This window comes from Collinsella sp. CLA-ER-H9 (genome assembly GCF_040092295.1).
In the GTDB taxonomy this organism is placed as follows: domain Bacteria; phylum Actinomycetota; class Coriobacteriia; order Coriobacteriales; family Coriobacteriaceae; genus Collinsella.
Genome location: NZ_JBBNLV010000002.1, coordinates 63,638 through 79,692, shown reverse-complemented (window position 1 = coordinate 79,692; position 16,055 = coordinate 63,638). Strand labels below are relative to the sequence as shown.

The 16,055-nt window shown below is 61.6% G+C and carries 8 protein-coding genes; 1 reads left to right on the top strand and 7 read right to left on the bottom strand.

What is annotated here, in order from left to right:
• Positions 1 to 1,305, top strand: a complete 1,305-nt coding sequence (locus AAAX73_RS02080) for a type II toxin-antitoxin system HipA family toxin (RefSeq protein ID WP_349124891.1) — start codon at positions 1 to 3, stop codon at positions 1,303 to 1,305.
• Between the two features lie 127 nt (positions 1,306 to 1,432).
• On the opposite strand, the gene AAAX73_RS02075 is transcribed toward AAAX73_RS02080, so the two are convergent.
• The 7 genes from AAAX73_RS02075 to lysS form a co-directional block, all read right to left on the bottom strand.
• Positions 1,433 to 2,890 (bottom strand): aminoacyl-histidine dipeptidase, encoded by a 1,458-nt coding sequence (locus AAAX73_RS02075; RefSeq protein WP_349124890.1) that lies wholly within the window; start codon positions 2,888 to 2,890, stop codon positions 1,433 to 1,435.
• Positions 2,891 to 3,103: 213 nt separating this feature from the next.
• Complete coding sequence (locus tag AAAX73_RS02070) at positions 3,104 to 5,746, bottom strand: ATP-dependent Clp protease ATP-binding subunit (RefSeq protein WP_349124889.1); 2,643 nt, start codon at positions 5,744 to 5,746, stop codon at positions 3,104 to 3,106.
• 192 nt (positions 5,747 to 5,938) lie between these two features.
• Positions 5,939 to 6,628, bottom strand: coding sequence for a TetR/AcrR family transcriptional regulator (locus AAAX73_RS02065; RefSeq protein WP_055285228.1), 690 nt, complete (start codon positions 6,626 to 6,628; stop codon positions 5,939 to 5,941).
• A complete protein-coding gene (locus AAAX73_RS02060) occupies positions 6,612 to 11,051 on the bottom strand; it encodes an acyl-CoA dehydratase activase (RefSeq protein ID WP_349124888.1) in 4,440 nt (1,479 codons plus the stop codon). Before AAAX73_RS02060 ends, AAAX73_RS02065 begins: the two co-directional genes overlap by 17 nt.
• 281 nt (positions 11,052 to 11,332) lie before the next feature.
• Positions 11,333 to 11,881, bottom strand: coding sequence for a hypothetical protein (locus tag AAAX73_RS02055; RefSeq protein ID WP_055285230.1), 549 nt, complete (start codon positions 11,879 to 11,881; stop codon positions 11,333 to 11,335).
• A 313-nt stretch (positions 11,882 to 12,194) separates the two neighbouring features.
• Positions 12,195 to 13,763, bottom strand: coding sequence for a threonine/serine exporter family protein (locus tag AAAX73_RS02050; protein ID WP_199574366.1), 1,569 nt, complete (start codon positions 13,761 to 13,763; stop codon positions 12,195 to 12,197).
• Between the two features lie 321 nt (positions 13,764 to 14,084).
• Positions 14,085 to 16,049, bottom strand: coding sequence for a lysine--tRNA ligase (gene lysS / locus AAAX73_RS02045; RefSeq protein WP_118081027.1), 1,965 nt, complete (start codon positions 16,047 to 16,049; stop codon positions 14,085 to 14,087).
• Between the last annotated feature and the right edge of the window lie 6 nt (positions 16,050 to 16,055).

The following is a 16,055-nucleotide window of genomic DNA, read 5'->3' as shown; positions in this document are numbered from 1 at the left end:
ATGGCCAGAACATCACTTCGGACCATTATTTGCGGCGTACCTGCGGGAACGCTCACGCAAGATGAGAACGGTCTTATCAGCTTTACCTACGATCATGACTATGACGGGCCAGCCCTATCGACCAACATACCCGTATCGAATCGCACATACGGACAACAGGTCATGAATCCGTACCTGTTTGGCCTTCTACCCGACAGCGAGGATCAGCGAAAAGCGATTGCTGCCGAATTCGACGTTAGACCCAACAATGCCGTTGCGCTACTCAGCCATATCGGACTTGACTGTCCGGGTGGAGTGCAGTTTTGTGCCGAAGAAGACGTCAACGCCGTCCTGCATCGCACCAGCGAATACCGCCCTATAGGCGATCACGAGATTGCGCTGCGTCTCAAGTCGATCAGAGATGACCGCGATGCATCGTGGATGGGTCTAGATGAAAGTTGGTCACTTGGAGGCAACCAGGGCAAGTTCGCACTCGCACTCATAGACGGTCGCTGGTGCGAATGTGTGGGCTCCTCGCCCACGACGCATATTTTCAAAAATGGCGTTATCGGATTTAAACTCGAGGCTCTCAATGAGTTTGTCTGCATGAAAAGCGCCCAGCGCGCCGGTATCGCAACGGCAAACGTCGAATATCGTATGTTTGAGGACGAACCTGCCCTCATTGTTGAGCGCTATGACCGCATGAAAGTCGAAGACGGAACGATCAGGCGTCTACATCAAGAAGACCTCTGCCAGGCACTTGGGGTGATGCCCGCCCAAAAGTACACGGCAGACGGCGGCCCGACCACCCGCGACATTCAAGAGCTCCTCATAAATACGAGCCACCATCAACTTAACCTGTATCTGTTTACGCAAATACTGTTCTTCAACGCCATTATCGGCGCACCGGATGCGCATGCGAAAAACTATTCCCTGCTCCTTGGAAACGACGGCGCAGCCATGATGGCTCGAATGTACGATGTCGCGTCGGGTTTGGCGTATGAGCGCATGCGCCGCCGGGCGCGCCTTGCCATGAGCGTTGGCGGCGAAAATCGTGTGGGGCGCATCGGTCCAGGTGCTATCCGCCGATACCACGGTATGGGCGACCCCGCGCTGGAGACGGCGCTCACCGATGCCGGGCTATCCGAGAAGTTTTGCTTTGCGACCATGATGGACCTCGCCTACGAGGTACCCATTTGCATGGAAGAGGTCATGGACGAATACGCCGACCTGCCCGGCATGGCGGACCTGCGCGATCATATGCTCGGCCCCGTCCGCGAAAACTGCCAGCGAACCCTCGACCTCATCAGGGCGGATATGGGCTAGACGCCAATCAATTTCCCATTTCTTAAAAGAAGAGAGGGGACACCTGTCGCAAAAGACCGGGTACCCCCTCTCGTAATGTCATTTGCAATCCGCTAGCACGTGGCTCGGACTGCTGCTAGCGCAACCTTTACGCGGCGAGGCGCTTGAGCACGTCGATGAGCAGCTCGTAGAAGCGCTCGGCAGAAGCGAGCTCCATGCTCTCGTCCGGGGTGTGGACATCGGAGAGCGTCGGGCCCACGGCGATGGCGTCCAGGCCGTGCAGGGCCTCGGCAAACAGGCCGCACTCAAGGCCGGCGTGAATGGACTCGATGCGCAGCTCGGAGCCAAAGAGCTCGCGATAGCTCTCGACAAAGACGTCGCGGACCGGCGAATGCTCGGCATAGCTCCAGCCGGGATACTCGAACTCAAACTTGGCGTCGAAGCCCAGGACATCGGCAAGCGTCTGCAAACGATCCTTGAACTCGTTCTGCAGCGAGGTGATCGAGGAGCGCGGGGAAAGCATGATCTTAACCTCGTCGTCAGAGGTGGCAACCACACCGATGTTGGAGGAAACCTCGACGGAGCCGTCGGTGGCGACGTTGCGGCGAATCACGCCGTTAGGGGCAAGACGCAGGGCGCGGATGAGGGCAAGCGCGGACTTCTGGTCCATGGCCTCGATCTCGGCGTCGTCGGCAATCTCGACGGTGCAGGTAAAGCCGGGGTCGAAGACCTCGAGCTCGGCAGTGACGTCGGCGATGATGTCCTTTGCGATCTGGGCCGCGGCCTCGGCGGCAGCGTGGTCGGCATAGACCAGAACAGCCTTGCACTCACGGTTGATGGCGTTGTCCTTGGTGCCGCCGTTAAAGCTCACGATGGCGGGCTCGCCGGCAACCATCAGGCGGTCGATGATGCGGGCCATGATGAGGTTGCCGTTGCCGCGCTCCAGGTGGATATCGCTGCCGGAGTGGCCGCCCAGCAGGCCGGAGATGTCGAGCGTGAGGGTGCTACCGGTCTTGTGCTCGCGCGCGATGGGGCAGGTGTAGGTAACGACGACGCCGCCGGCGCAGCTGACGGTGGCAACGCCCTCTTCCTCGGAGTCAAGGTTAATCATGGTGCGGGCGCTAATCTGGGACTTGTCGAGCGTCTCGGCGCCGACCAGGCCAGTCTCCTCGTCGGTGGTGAACACGCACTCGAGGGCCGGATGGGCAATCGAATCGTCGTTGAGCACGGTAAGCATAAGCGCGACGGCGATACCGTTGTCGGCGCCCAGGGTGGTGCCGTTAGCGGTGAGGACGCCGTCCTTGACGACCAGGTCGATACCGTCGGTCGTAAAGTCGTGCTCAACAGAGCCCAACTTGTCGCACACCATATCGATGTGGCCCTGCAGCATCACGGTCGGGGCGTTCTCGGCGCCGGCAGATGCGGGCTTGCGAATGATGACGTTGTAGACCTCGTCCTGATACACATCGAGACCGCGCTCCTTGGCAAACGCGACCAGGAAATCGCTGATGCCCTTCTCGTTGCCAGACCCACGGGGAATCGCGCTGACCTCTTCAAAGAAATGGAACAGCTGGGCGGGCTCGTAGCCAGTAATCTTGTAGTCCATGGTGCCTCCTTGGCGCAACTGGTTAGACAATAAGACATGCGCCTTGTATATTCCCAGACTTCGTTTGCATAAACCACTCGAAAACGCCGAGCGCCCTCGCATCATCGGCTAACGGTGGACCGCATAGCGTAACGGTCACAACTTCACAGCTCTACAAATCGAGGCGCCCTTGCCGGAACGCCTCGATTGCACAGATCAAATTGTCGCCACACCCTACAGCGCGCCGGAACCGGCTTGCATCATGCCGCCGGGGCCCGAGGTCACGCCGCCGCTCACGGGCGCGGCGTTGCCGGTGTGCGGTGCCGCCGGGGCGGTATCGCCACCGAGCGTGCCCGCCGGACGCGGTGCCGGGATCTCGCCCGTGCCGTGGCTAAAGACAAACTTGCCATCGGCCACGTCGCACAGGACGGTATCGCCCTCGCCCCACTCGCCGGCCAGAAGCTCCTCGGACAGCGGGTCCTCGATGAGCTTTTGGATGGCACGGCGCAGCGGACGCGCACCGTTGGTGAGGTCGGTGCCCTCGGCCACGATCTTGTTATAGGCCGCATCGGTGAGCTTGATGTTCATGCCGTTGGCAATCAGGCGCTGGCGCAGATCGTCCACCAGCAGGTGAGCAATCTTGGTCAGGTTCTCGCCCGAGAGCTTCTGGAACACCACGATGTCGTCGATGCGGTTGAGCAGCTCGGGGCGGAACAGGCGCTTGAGCTCGCCCATCGCGCGGCCGCGGATCTCACTCGACGTGAGACCCTGCTCGCCGGTGGTGCCAAAGCCCACGCTCGCATCCTGCGCAATCTCGCGGGCGCCCACGTTGGACGTCATGATGATCACGGTATTGCGGAAGTCGACCGTCTTGCCCTGGCTATCGGTCAGGCGGCCCTCCTCCAGCACCTGCAGCAGGATGTTGAAGATGTCGGGGTGCGCCTTCTCGATCTCGTCGAACAGCACGACCGAGTACGGGTGGCGACGAACGGCCTTAGTGAGCTGGCCGCCCTCGTCGTGACCAACGTAACCCGGAGGGCTACCGATGAGCTTGGATACCTCGAACTCGCTACCGAACTCGGACATGTCGAAGCTGATGAGCGCATCCTTGCTGCCAAAGAGGTACTCGGCAAGCGTCTTGGCGAGCTCGGTCTTGCCCGTGCCGGTGGGACCCAGGAAGATAAAGCTGCCGCCGGGGCGACGCGGGTCCTTGAGGGGTGAACGGCTGCGGCGCACTGCCTTGGCCACGGCCTCGACAGCCTCGTCCTGGCCGATGATGCGGGTCTTGAGCACGCTTTCGGTCTGCAGCAGGCGGCGGCTCTCGCTCTCGGTAAGCGAGGACACCGGCACGCCCGAGGTCACGGACACGATATCGGCGATCTGACTTACGTCGATGGTGAGCGGGCTGGCGTCGAGCTCGGCGGTCCAGGCAGCCTTGGCCTCGGCGAGTTCAATCTCGGCAGCCTTCTGCTGCTCGGTGATCTCGGCGGCCTTGTTCATGTCGTCGCTCTCGGTAGCCTCCTGTGCGGCAACCTTGAGTTCCTCGATGCGATGCTCGGCCTCGCGCACCGGCTCGGGTGCGCGATTCGCGGCGATGCGAGCGCGGGCACCGGCCTCGTCAATGAGGTCGATGGCCTTATCGGGCAGGAAGCGATCCTGAATGTAGCGGTTGGAGAGGTTCGCAGCGGCCTCGATGGCACCCTGCGTGTAACGCACGTGGTGGTGCTCCTCGTAGCGCGGCTTGAGCGCAGTCAGGATCTTGACCGTGTCCTCGACGCTCGGCTCCTCGACATCGATGGTCTGGAAGCGACGCTCGAAGGCTGGGTCCTTGGTGAGGTACTTGCGGAATTCCTCGGCCGTGGTGGCGCCGATAATCTGGAAGGCACCACGCGCGAGCACGGGCTTGAGCATGGAACTTGCATCGATGGACCCCTCGGCAGAACCGGCACCGATGATGGTGTGCATCTCGTCGATAAACAGGATGACGTCGTCGGCTTCGGTGGCCTCCTGGATCACGTTCTTGAGGCGCTCCTCAAACTCGCCGCGATACTTGGCACCCGCGACAAGACCCGGCAGGTCAAGCGTCCAGATGTTCTGGTTCATGAGGTTCTCGGGCACGTTGCCGGCTGCAATCTGCTGAGCTAGGCCCTCGACGATGGCCGTCTTGCCCACGCCGGGGTCGCCCAGAATGAGCGGGTTGTTCTTGGTGCGGCGCGAAAGGATCTCCATCATACGCTGGACTTCCTTTTCGCGACCAATTACAGGGTCGAGCTCGCCGTCGCGTGCCTTCTGCGTGAGGTTGGTCGCGAACTGCTTAAGTGTATCGGTGCCGCTCCCCTTTTGCTGGGAGGCATCCGAGCCGCTAAAGAACGGCAGGCCCGCACCGGGACGACCAGCACCGGCGCCGGCGAGCGGACGCTTCTTGTCCTGGTCCTTGGCGGTGAGTTTCTCGATAGCCTTTTTGATGGAGGCGGACGACACACCCAAGCGCATGAGGATGTCCATGGCCATGCCGTTGCCCTCTTCGACGATACCGATGAGCAGGTGCTCGGTCGACACGTAGGTCTGGTTGTTCTCACGTGCCACGCGGAATGAACGCTCCATCACGCTGATGACGAGCGGCGTAAAGGCGAGCTTGGCCGCCTCGGTCTCCTCGCTGGGCTCGGGAACCGTGGTCTGGACCTCTTTGAGGGTGTCCATGATGTCGTCGTAGGAGATATCGAGCGAGCGCAGCGCCTCGGCAGCGATGCCCTCGTCCTCCTTGGCAAGCGCGAGCAGCAGGTGCTCGGTGCCCACCTTATTTGAATGAAGATCGAGCGCCTCCTGTTTGGCCATCGACATGACCTTGCGCGCTCGATCGGTAAATCTATCTAACATGCTCGTTTCCTTACATGAGTTCATCGAAATCAAAACGCCCGCCCGTCGGCGGCGCTTTTGTCTCTTTACCCACAGGTTGTCTATGTTAACAGCTGGAGGAATATCTATAAACCCGGCTCACATGAATGCAGGTTATGACCGCATCGCGGGACTCACCGCGCGATGCGCGACAGGCGCCCCGCAAGAGAAACCCTAGGCGTCTTTCACCACGTCGGGACTCGTCGCACGCGATGCGCGATAGGCATCGGCCTCCTTGGAGACGCGTTCGAGCAGCTCGGATGTATCGACGCCCTCGACTTGCGCGACCGTTTCCACCGTCTGCATGGCGACCGCCCTCAGGTACGCGCACGCGCTGTCCCCCAGCTGCTCGAGGTCTATCTCCTCGCCGCCCTCCCGGGCAAAGCCGACCGCCATCACAAAGTCCATGATGCCCGAGACCAGAAAGCCCACCGCAAAGCTCGAATCCGCCTTGAGCTCTTCTCCGTCGGGGTGGACGATCTCTCTCACGCGGTCGATGATGATCGTATGGATGCCCTGCACGACCTGCTCGGCGGCACCCGCCCTCATGGTGATGACGATGCGCCGCAGCAGGCAGCGGACGTCGCGCCGGTCGAACGCCGAAAGGTCGCCCTCGCTCGAAAAATGCCAGAGGGCATCGGTGATGAGCTCGTTATCCTGCAGCAGTTGGGCTATGGCGATGGCGACGAGTTCATCGAAATCGTGAAAATAGTAGTAAAACGTTCCGCGATTGCACCGGGCGGCGCGGGTCACCTCGCCAACCGACAGCTCGAAGATGCTGTTGTTCTCGATGAGCTCCCAAAACGCCTCGATGATACGGGTGCGTGCATCGGGCGCATCGGCGTCCTTACGCGGTCTCGCCATGCGCCTCACCGCACCCCTGCGCCTTGGCGTTCATGATGAGCATCTGAAGACGGTTCTCCACGTTGGCGAAGCTCACGTCGGGATCGTAGTCGAGCGGCAGGAACTGCGCCGTGGGATACTGCTCCTTGAGCGCATGGATGAGCCCGCGCCCCACGACATGGTTGGGCAGACACCCGAACGGCTGCAGGACCACGAAGTTGCGGCAGCCGCGCTTGGCGTGCTCGAGGATCTCCGCCGGAATCAGCACGCCCTCGCCCGCATCGAACGTATGGTGCAGGATCTTATCGCTCGCGCGCACGAGCTCGGGCATGCGCGTCGTCGGCTCGTAGAGCGGGCTCGCCGCGCCCAGGCGGTCGCAACGGTCGTGCGCGAGCTCGAACAGGTTGTCCGCCGTGGCGTACCAGGCCTTTTCGGGCAGCGACAGGTCGACGTGGAACTCGCGCGACTGCGCATGCTTGTAGAAATAGGTCTTGCGGATCACGTCGGTCATGCGCGCCTCGATGACCTCGAGCCCGTTGTCCTCGAGGTAGCGCTCGATCTCGTGGTTGGCGCCGAGATGGAAATTGAGCAGGTACTCGCCCACGATGAGAACGGTCGGATGCGGGTTCGAGCGGTCGTACGGAACGGCGTCCATGATCGCAAGCGCGCGTTTGAAGCCCGTCGCCTGGCCTCTCAGCCCGGAGCGCTCCATGCCCTCGATAACCTCATCGAGCGCGCGGTCGAACGCAGCGTCCGCCGCGCCCTTCTCGAGCTCGTAGGGACGGATGCGCCTAAGCATGGCCTCGAGGGTATCGATCATGGGAAGACCGTAGGCGATCTGGATGCTCGGGCCAAGGCCGAGCTTGAAGCCCGGATGCGCATTGTGGGCATCGACGTCGTCGTTGGTGAGCACCGGGACATAGTCGTATCCCGCGTCGTCGAGCGCGCGGCGCAGCAGGGGCATGTAGTGCGTCAGGCGGCAGTCGCCGATATACTTGCCAGTCACCACGGCGACGTCGTGCGGGTCGTACTTACCGCTCTCGAGTGCCGCGAGCGCCTCGCCGATCACGATTTGCGCGGGGAAGCAGATGTCGTTGTGCACATAGCGTTTGCCCAGGCGGATGGCATCCTCGCGCCCGATATCAAGGGCCTCGGCGCGCACGCCCTGATTGCGCATCGCCGCGGTCATGAGCCTGCAGAACGCATGGGAGGTGTTGGGGACCAGCGCGATCTTGTCGTGCCGGTCGCGCTTGGTGTACTTGACCTTATACGGGTCGTCGAGCGGATGGACCGCGTGCACCCGGGCGCCCTCGGCACGCTCCTCCGCGCGACGACGGTTGACCGACTCGATAAACGAACGCACGCGAATGCCCATGGGACCGGCGACGTCGCTCTCATCGAGCTTGATCATCATCGGAACCTTGGAGCCCATCTCGCCCATCATGCGCGCGATCTCGTCGGTGAGATACGCATCGTGGCCGCAGCCGAAGCTGCCCATCTGCACGAGCTCGAGCTCGGGCGTCGATGCGACGATGACCGCGCACGACAGCATGCGCGCATGGTAGTTGTTCACGATGTCGATGCGGCTGTTGGAAAGATCGACGTTGCAGACCCCCGGCACCGCATCGGGCGTCAGCACGGGGATGCCGCGCTCAGAGAAGAGCTTGGGCAGCCCGTGGTTGACCAGCGGGTCGTTGTGGTACGGGCGCGAAGCGATCACCACCGCGTAGCCGCCGTCCTCGCGCACGTTCTCGAGCACCTGCCTGCCGCGCAGCTGCAGCTGGTTCTCAAACGTCTGCTGCGCGCGGTCCGCCTGCTCGGTCGCCTTGGCAACCAGGTCGGCATCGATATCGAAGGTCTCCTTGCACCACGCCTTGAGCTGGCGGTTTCGGTCGCCCTCGTCGTACCAGTGGAACAGCGGCGTATCGAACGGAACGCCGAAACGCTCCTCCGGGTTATCGGAATTGCGCATCACGTAGGGGTATCCCTTTACGACGGCGCACATCCACTCGCTGGTAGAGGCGGTGTTTTCGGTGGGCACCGTCGTGATGATGGGCATGAAGATGCGGTCGACGCCGGCGTCGACGAGATTGCGGATGTGCCCGTGGACGAGCTTGGCCGGGAAGCACACGGTGTCGGATGTGACGTGCGCCAGACCGCGCTCGTACATCGCCTTGGTGCTGCGTCCCGAGACGCGCACCTTAAAGCCGAGCGTGCTGAAGAACGTCGACCAGAACGGCATGGTGTCCCAGAACTCGAGCACACGGGGAATGCCGATCGTGACATCGCGCCCCCCGCAGACGGGAACCGTGGGGCACGACTCGAACAGCAGCTTCTCGCGGTCGACAAAGAGATTGGGGGCAGCCGCGGTCCGGTCGCGCCCCGTGCCGGGTGCATGTGCCTCGCAAGCACCCTGCGGACGCAGCTCCTCCGCCGCGGGAACCTCGCGCACGAGCTCATCCCATGAGATGGCGCCGCCGCGCGGGCAGCGATTGCCCGTGACGTAAAGCGAGCCGTCGCCAAATGCCACGACCGCGCGCTGGCAGCGGTTGTTGCACCGACGGCAGGTAACGCCGCCGAACTCGCGATGCTCGAAGCGCTCCACGGCATCGAGCCCGATAAACGACGTGCCGGCGTCGCCCTTGCGGCATTTCTCGCGCGCGAGCAGGGCGATACCGATAGCGCCCATCAGCCCCGGGTGGGGCGCACGCGTGACGGGTTTGCCCAGATACTGCTCGAATGCGCGCAGCACCGCGTCGTTTCGGAACGTGCCGCCCTGGACGACGACTTTGTCGCCCAGACGGTTGAGATTTGAAACGCGAATGACCTTGGTGAACACGTTCTCGATAATCGAACGGCAGAGACCGGCCATGATGTCGCCCGGACCCTTACCGCGCCGCTGCTCGGAAACGACGCTGCTGTTCATGAACACCGTGCAGCGGCTGCCGAGAACGGCGGGGGCTTTGGACGAAAATGCCTCGGTCGCGATATCCTCAACGGCTATTCCGAGGTTTTTGGCAAAACCCTCGAGGAACGAGCCGCAGCCCGCAGAGCACGCCTCGTTGACGACGATATCGGTCAGCACGCCGTGGTTGAGCCAGATGGCCTTCATATCCTGTCCGCCGATGTCGAGCACGAAGGTCGCATCGGGAACGCATGCGCACGCGGCGCGGGCGTGCGCGACCGTCTCGACCGTATGGTAGTCGGCGTGGAACGCGCGCGCGAAAAGCTCCTCGCCGTATCCCGTGGTGCCCACGGCATCGATCGCAAGCGTGACTCCCGCTGTCTCCCAGCGGTTCTTCAAGCTGACAAGACCCTGTTGGGCGACGTCGAGCGGTCTGCCGTTATTAGACGCGTAGAACGAATCGACAAGCTCACCCGCCTCATCGACCAGGGCGAACTTGGTCGTCGTGCTCCCCGAATCGATACCGAGCGCCACACGCACCGTCTCTCCGGGCGCATACGCATCCGGACCCTTTGCCGGCGTCTCTTTGCCATGGCGTGCCATAAAATCCGCCTGCTCGGCAGGTGTGGCAAAAAAGGGCTGGGCAAGACGTCCCTCCCCGCTTGCGGGCGCGACCGTCTCGAGCTTATCCAGCCGGACAAAAGCGTCGGGAAGGTCGATCGGTTGGGACGATGCGAACATGTCGGTCAGCGACAGGGCGGCACCGCGCGCGACCATGATCTGCGGATCGCGCGGGACGATAACCTGATCGTCCGATAGATTCAGTTGCTCCCGGAACACGCGGACCAGCGTGGGGTTGTAGGCGAGCGTACCGCCCTCGAAGATTACCGGCGGCTCGATGTCGATACCCTGGGCCAGACCGCCGATCGTTTGGCGGGCGACCGCGTGAAGCGCCGAAAGCGCCAGGTCGGTGGTAGGAATGCCCTCGTTGAGCAGCGGCTGGATATCGGTCTTTGCGTACACGCCGCAGCGGCCCGAAACCTCGTGGACGGTCGTTCCCCGGCTTGCGAGCTGCTCGAACTCGCCCGATTCGGTGCCGACCCCCATGAGCTTTGCCATCTCGTCGATAAATGCACCGGTACCGCCTGCGCACGAGCCGTTCATGCGCATGTCGGCAACCTCGATGTCTCCCTTATCGTTGGTGCGGAAGAAGATCATCTTGGCGTCTTGGCCGCCCAGCTCGATGGCGCAGCGCGTCTGCGGATAGAACCTGCTGATCGCGAGCGCGTTGGCGACCACCTCCTGAACGTACGAGGCGCCCAGCGCGGTCGCGATATCGCGCGCACCCGAGCCGGTCACCGCAACGCGCAGCGACTCATGGGGAAAGCGCTCGGCGAGCTCGCCGAGCATGGCGCGCACGCTCGCTGTCTGACACGCCCCGTGGCGGCGATATCCCCACCACGCCTCGGTCATATCCTCGTGCATCGCGTAAACTTTGGTCGTCGTCGACCCTACGTCCAGTCCTACTAGCAACGCCATAATGCTCCGTCTCTCGCATTTTTCCTGCTAGAGATATACCACTCTACGTAATACAACAGACTGTTGTATTTAAACTCCGTATAAAATGCGGCTGCCGAAACGCTTCAGCAGCCGCCGAATGCACCAACAGATTGTTCTGCGCGCTAGCACGTCGGGCAACGGAGCAGCACGGGCCCTCCGGTCATGCGCACCGCTCACGCCCGCGATGCCGCCGAGAGAACTATCCACGCTTAGGGCTCCAACCAAGCAAGTCGCCCGCGCTCAGCAGATCCCTAAGCGAGCTACTCGCACTCAGGAGCCATAGCCTGCTCCAAGAGCTCGGCATGCTCCTCCTCGAAAACCGTCCCCACAGGGAAGGCGCGACGGAAGACGAAGTGGGAAATCGGACCGGCTACCAAAAGGTTCCACGGCAGCGCCATCACAAAATTATGCGGGATGTTGATCATCCAGATCGCGGGCACGGAATACAGGTTCGCAAGGATGCCACCGGGCATGTGCGTCAGACCCTCGCAGGCACCGTACAGCGACATGATGATGACCATGGGAACGACCATGCAGGAGCTGACGGCGAGCGTCATGGCGAGCGGCGAGCTCTTGCCCGGAGTGACCAAGTACTTAAAGGCGAAACCCTTGGCGAGCGGGCTGGCGACGAACCAGTCGCAGCACATGGCAAAAATGTAGGCAACGGGGAAGCCGAGCCACGCAGCGGCAACGACCTCGCCGTTGATGGCCCCATGCTGCAGGGCAACGTTGTAGATGCTCATCCAGAGCACCATGCAAAAGCACATGATAAAGGTGAACAGCAGGCTCTCTCGTTTGTTGATAGGCATGAAGGGCAGATTCCTCTCTGTGTTGTGCCGCGGCACCACGCAACAAAAACGGGCGGGCAAGATGGAGCTGTTGGGACTTCATCTCGCCCGCCCGTGGTACGTGCGTCTGCGACTACTTATGTGGTGGAACCAGCCTAGCACGAAACGCATGCGCTTCGTAAGCGTTGAGTTTATGAAGATGCAGGGCACCGATAATCCCCCGACCCCATAAGTTGCGGTGGAATACGGACTGTTTTGACCCTTTAAGCAGCAATTCAGTCCCTATTTCACCGCAACTCTTTTGGTGCAAAGTAACCTGTCCCCCTTGTACCAATTAGCTGGTGTGGCGCCAGCGAGGGTCGGTGAGAGTTCTCGCCACACCCAGCCCAACGGGCAGAAACGCTACGATGAGCACTGCGCGCACAAACCAGCCGAGCATATTGACTGTGTCGAAGGTGCACATGTAATACATAGAGCGATAGAGATACAGACCGGGCACCATAATGACAATCGAAGGCACCGTGAGGGCGATGCGCGGGTAGGTGAGCTTGACTTCAGCCAAGCTTGCGAGCAGCCCCGATACCAGCGCGCCGATAAACGCTGCTGCCTCGGGAGGCATTCCCGTGCTGAGGCCCAGGAAGGGAATCATCGTCGGCGCATCGACAAGGGTCAGACGCAGGGTATTGGACACGGCACCGATCAACCCAGCTGCCGCGGCCATCTTTACCGGGCTGTTGAACATCACCGAGAAGCCGAATACGCCAACGAAGCTCATCACCACGCGCAGGAGCGTAAGGGCAAGCGGCGAAAGGCCCAGTGGGGCAAAGTCGTCCGGCGCTAGGCCAACACACTCGGCAACCATCCAACCTACGAGGGTCGCCATCACAATAATCGATACGGCATATGAAAGGCGCTCGATACCGCTTCGCATGTCGAGCTTAGCGATGTCGAGGCCTGCCGTAATGAGCGGAAAGCCGGGAATCACAAAGAGCATGGCGCCGATATAGCCTTCTTGGTGCGACATTGCCCCCGGTATGACCTGGCCAAGGCCGAGCAATGCCAGCAGATACGAAACGCAAGCGAGCGCAACGCCGGTCGTCAGCGCGCTGAACTGACCAAGGCCCTGCTTGAGAATATGGGAGCGAGCAAAATTGCCGACACCAGCGCCTACGAACGCGCAGGCCATCTCGATAGGGCCGCCGCCGAGCAAAAAGACGAAGGCGCCACAAGCACAGGCCGCCGCAAGGCCCTGTTGCCAGGGAGCGTAATCGGGCTTTGAGCTCTCAACGGTCTTGAGCATCTCGTGGTATTCGTGCACGGTAAACCGGCGCCCGTAAATCTCGATTTCCTTTAAGAAGCTCTCCATCATCCAGATGCGATGGGTATTGACTCCCGTTGTGGGCAGGCTGACAACCTCGTTAAAGCAGTGGCCATCTTCGATGCAGGTGCACTCAAACGACAGGAGACTCAGGTCGACGTGAATCGTGACGCCGAGCACGTCAGCAACACGATTCATGGTATCGCGCACGCGCCAGGCACCCGTTCCGCTCGCGAGCATAAGCATACCGGTGCGGCAGATGATGGATGATTTATCGGTGAGCGGCGCATCGACGGCAAGTTCATCGCCTGCCGTCACGATCTGGTGCCAGTCAGTTTTCATATGGAGCGCGCCGGCACGGACACCGTGGTGCATGGGGGCTCTCGAAAGCAGCGAGTCAAGGCGCGAAGACTGTGGGGGCTCCGCCGATTCGCCCTCGTCCTCGTCGGGCTCTTCATCGATCAGATCAAAGGAATCAAGCGGCGCTGGCTCGCGACGGTCGATCAGCTCCTCGTCCTCATCATCAAAGTAATTGAACTGATCGAGCATGTCCTCTTCGATAGCACGCTCGCTCGCATCGTCCATCCCGGTGCTCCCTTCCTATCGACTAACCCCCATCCTAGACAGCGACGGCTAAAGGAAACATAAAAGAGACGGCTGTCATGCGAGCCATGTGTGCAATAGCCGTTGGGTAGTCGTTTGAGAACGCCCCCAATGACTATTGACGGCCAAGGCAACGCCGATGCTATGGCACCGACAGCGAAAACCCGCCAGAGCGAGCAAGGTGCCTTGAAACGAGGCGGCATTGACCTTTTGGTCATGCCGCCGAAGTTGAAAGGCAGATTGCCGCTCTGGCGGGCTTGCAGCGTCAACTGGTTACGCGGGTTGGTAAACCCGCGTAACCCCCTAGTACATCTTTGCGCCGGCGGGGATGGAAGCGTCGAGCTGGATCAGGTTGAGGCGCTCCTCGCCCTCCTCCTCGTGGATGGCGCTGATCAGCATACCGCAGCTGGGAATACCCATCATCTTGCGCGGAGGCAGGTTGGTGATGGCGAGCAAGGTCTTGCCGACCAGGTCCTCGGGCTCGTAATAAGCGTGAATACCGGAGAGGATGGTGCGGTCGGTACCGGTACCGTCGTCGAGCGTAAAGTTCAGCAGCTTCTTGGACTTCTTGACGGCCTCGCATGCCTTGACCTTCACAGCGCGGAAATCGCTCTTGGAGAAGGTATCGAAGTCGACGAACTCCTCGAACAGCGGCTCAACGGCGATCTTGGAGTAATCGAGCGTGGGCTTAAGCGACTTAACGAACGGGCTTGCGGCGTTGCCGGCCTCGGCAGCCTTGGCAGCGGCGGCACCGGACTGGAAACCCTTCTCGGGCTTCATGTGCGGGAACAGCAGGACGTCGCGAATGGAAGCCTGGTTGGTGAGCAGCATGACCACGCGATCGATACCGATGCCGATGCCGCCCGCGGGAGGCATACCGTACTCGAGGGCGCGTACGTAGTCCTCGTCGTACTCCATAGCCTCGTCGTCGCCGCCGGCCTTCTCGGCCATCTGGGCGGCAAAGCGCTCGGCCTGGTCGACCGGGTCGTTGAGCTCGGAGAATGCGTTGGCGTACTCGTGGCCGGCGATGACCAGCTCAAAGCGGTGCGTCAGGCGCGGATCGTCCTCAAAACGCTTGGCAAGCGGGCTGACCTCGATGGGGTAATCGCATACGAAGGTCGGGTTGACGATGGTGTCCTCGCCCAGCTCATCGTAAATCTCGGCGATGATCTTGCCAGCAGTCCACTCGGGCTTAATCTCCAGACCCTTCTCGCGTGCGGCGGCGGCAAGCTCCTCGACCGGCGTGTCGATGGTGACCTGCTTGCCGAGCACGTTCGAGACGATGTCGGTCATGGGACGGCTTGCCCACTCACCGGAAAGATCGATGGTCTGACCCTGGTACTCAATGACCTCGGGGTTGCCGATGGCCTTGTTGGCAGCCTTGATGACACCCTGGGCGAGCGCCTTCATGCCCTCGAGGTCGGAGAAGGCACGGTAGGCCTCCATCGTGGTGAACTCGGGGTTGTGGGTGAGGTCCATGCCCTCGTTGCGGAAGATGCGACCGATCTCGAACACACGCTCAAAGCCGCCGACGATGCAGCGCTTGAGGTGCAGCTCGGTAGCAATGCGCAGATAGCACTCCTGGTCGAGCGCGTTGAAGTGCGTGATGAACGGCTTAGCCGTGGCGCCGCCCTGGATTGTCTGCAGGATGGGGGTCTCGACTTCCATGTAGCCGTCAGATTCCATGAAGCGGCGGAAGGTGGAGAGAATCTGCGAGCGCTTGCGGAAGGTCTCGCGAACATCGTCGTTGGCAATCAGGTCGACATAGCGCTGACGATAGCGGGTCTCCTTGTCGGAGAGGCCGTGGAACTTCTCGGGCAGCGGGCGAACGGCCTTGGAGAGCAGCGTCGCGCTCTTGGGGGCAACGGAGAGCTGGCCGCGCTTGGTGCGAACAACCACGCCGGTCACGCCCAGGATATCGCCAAGGTCGAGAGCCTTGAGCGTATTCCAAGCTGCCTCGTCCATGTCGTTGATGCGGCAGAACAGCTGAATCTCGGCGGTAGCGTCGCGCACGACGATAAACATGATCTTGCCCTGACCGCGCTTGGCGACCACGCGGCCGCCGATCTTCACGACGTCCTCAGTATCCTCGCCATCGGCAAGATCGGCATATTTGGCCTCAATGTCGACGACATAGTCCTCGATCTCGGAGTGCTCGGGATAGGGGTTCTGGCCCGCCTCGAACAGGGCGGCGCGCTTTGCCAGACGCGTGGCGCGCTCGTCGTTGAGCGTCGAGGCCTGATCGGCGACGTTCTGGTTCTCTGCCATAAGTTA

Excerpts from the sequence above, each read along its gene's own strand:
- AAAX73_RS02075 (WP_349124890.1), bottom strand. The coding sequence starts at position 2,890 with ATGGACTACAAGATTACTGGCTACGAGCCCGCCCAGCTGTTCCATTTC.
- AAAX73_RS02070 (WP_349124889.1), bottom strand. The coding sequence starts at position 5,746 with ATGTTAGATAGATTTACCGATCGAGCGCGCAAGGTCATGTCGATGGCC.
- AAAX73_RS02050 (WP_199574366.1), bottom strand. The coding sequence starts at position 13,763 with ATGGACGATGCGAGCGAGCGTGCTATCGAAGAGGACATGCTCGATCAG.
- lysS (WP_118081027.1), bottom strand. The coding sequence starts at position 16,049 with ATGGCAGAGAACCAGAACGTCGCCGATCAGGCCTCGACGCTCAACGAC.
- AAAX73_RS02080 (WP_349124891.1), top strand. The coding sequence starts at position 1 with ATGGCCAGAACATCACTTCGGACCATTATTTGCGGCGTACCTGCGGGA.
- AAAX73_RS02065 (WP_055285228.1), bottom strand. The coding sequence starts at position 6,628 with ATGGCGAGACCGCGTAAGGACGCCGATGCGCCCGATGCACGCACCCGT.
- AAAX73_RS02060 (WP_349124888.1), bottom strand. The coding sequence starts at position 11,051 with ATGGCGTTGCTAGTAGGACTGGACGTAGGGTCGACGACGACCAAAGTT.
- AAAX73_RS02055 (WP_055285230.1), bottom strand. The coding sequence starts at position 11,881 with ATGCCTATCAACAAACGAGAGAGCCTGCTGTTCACCTTTATCATGTGC.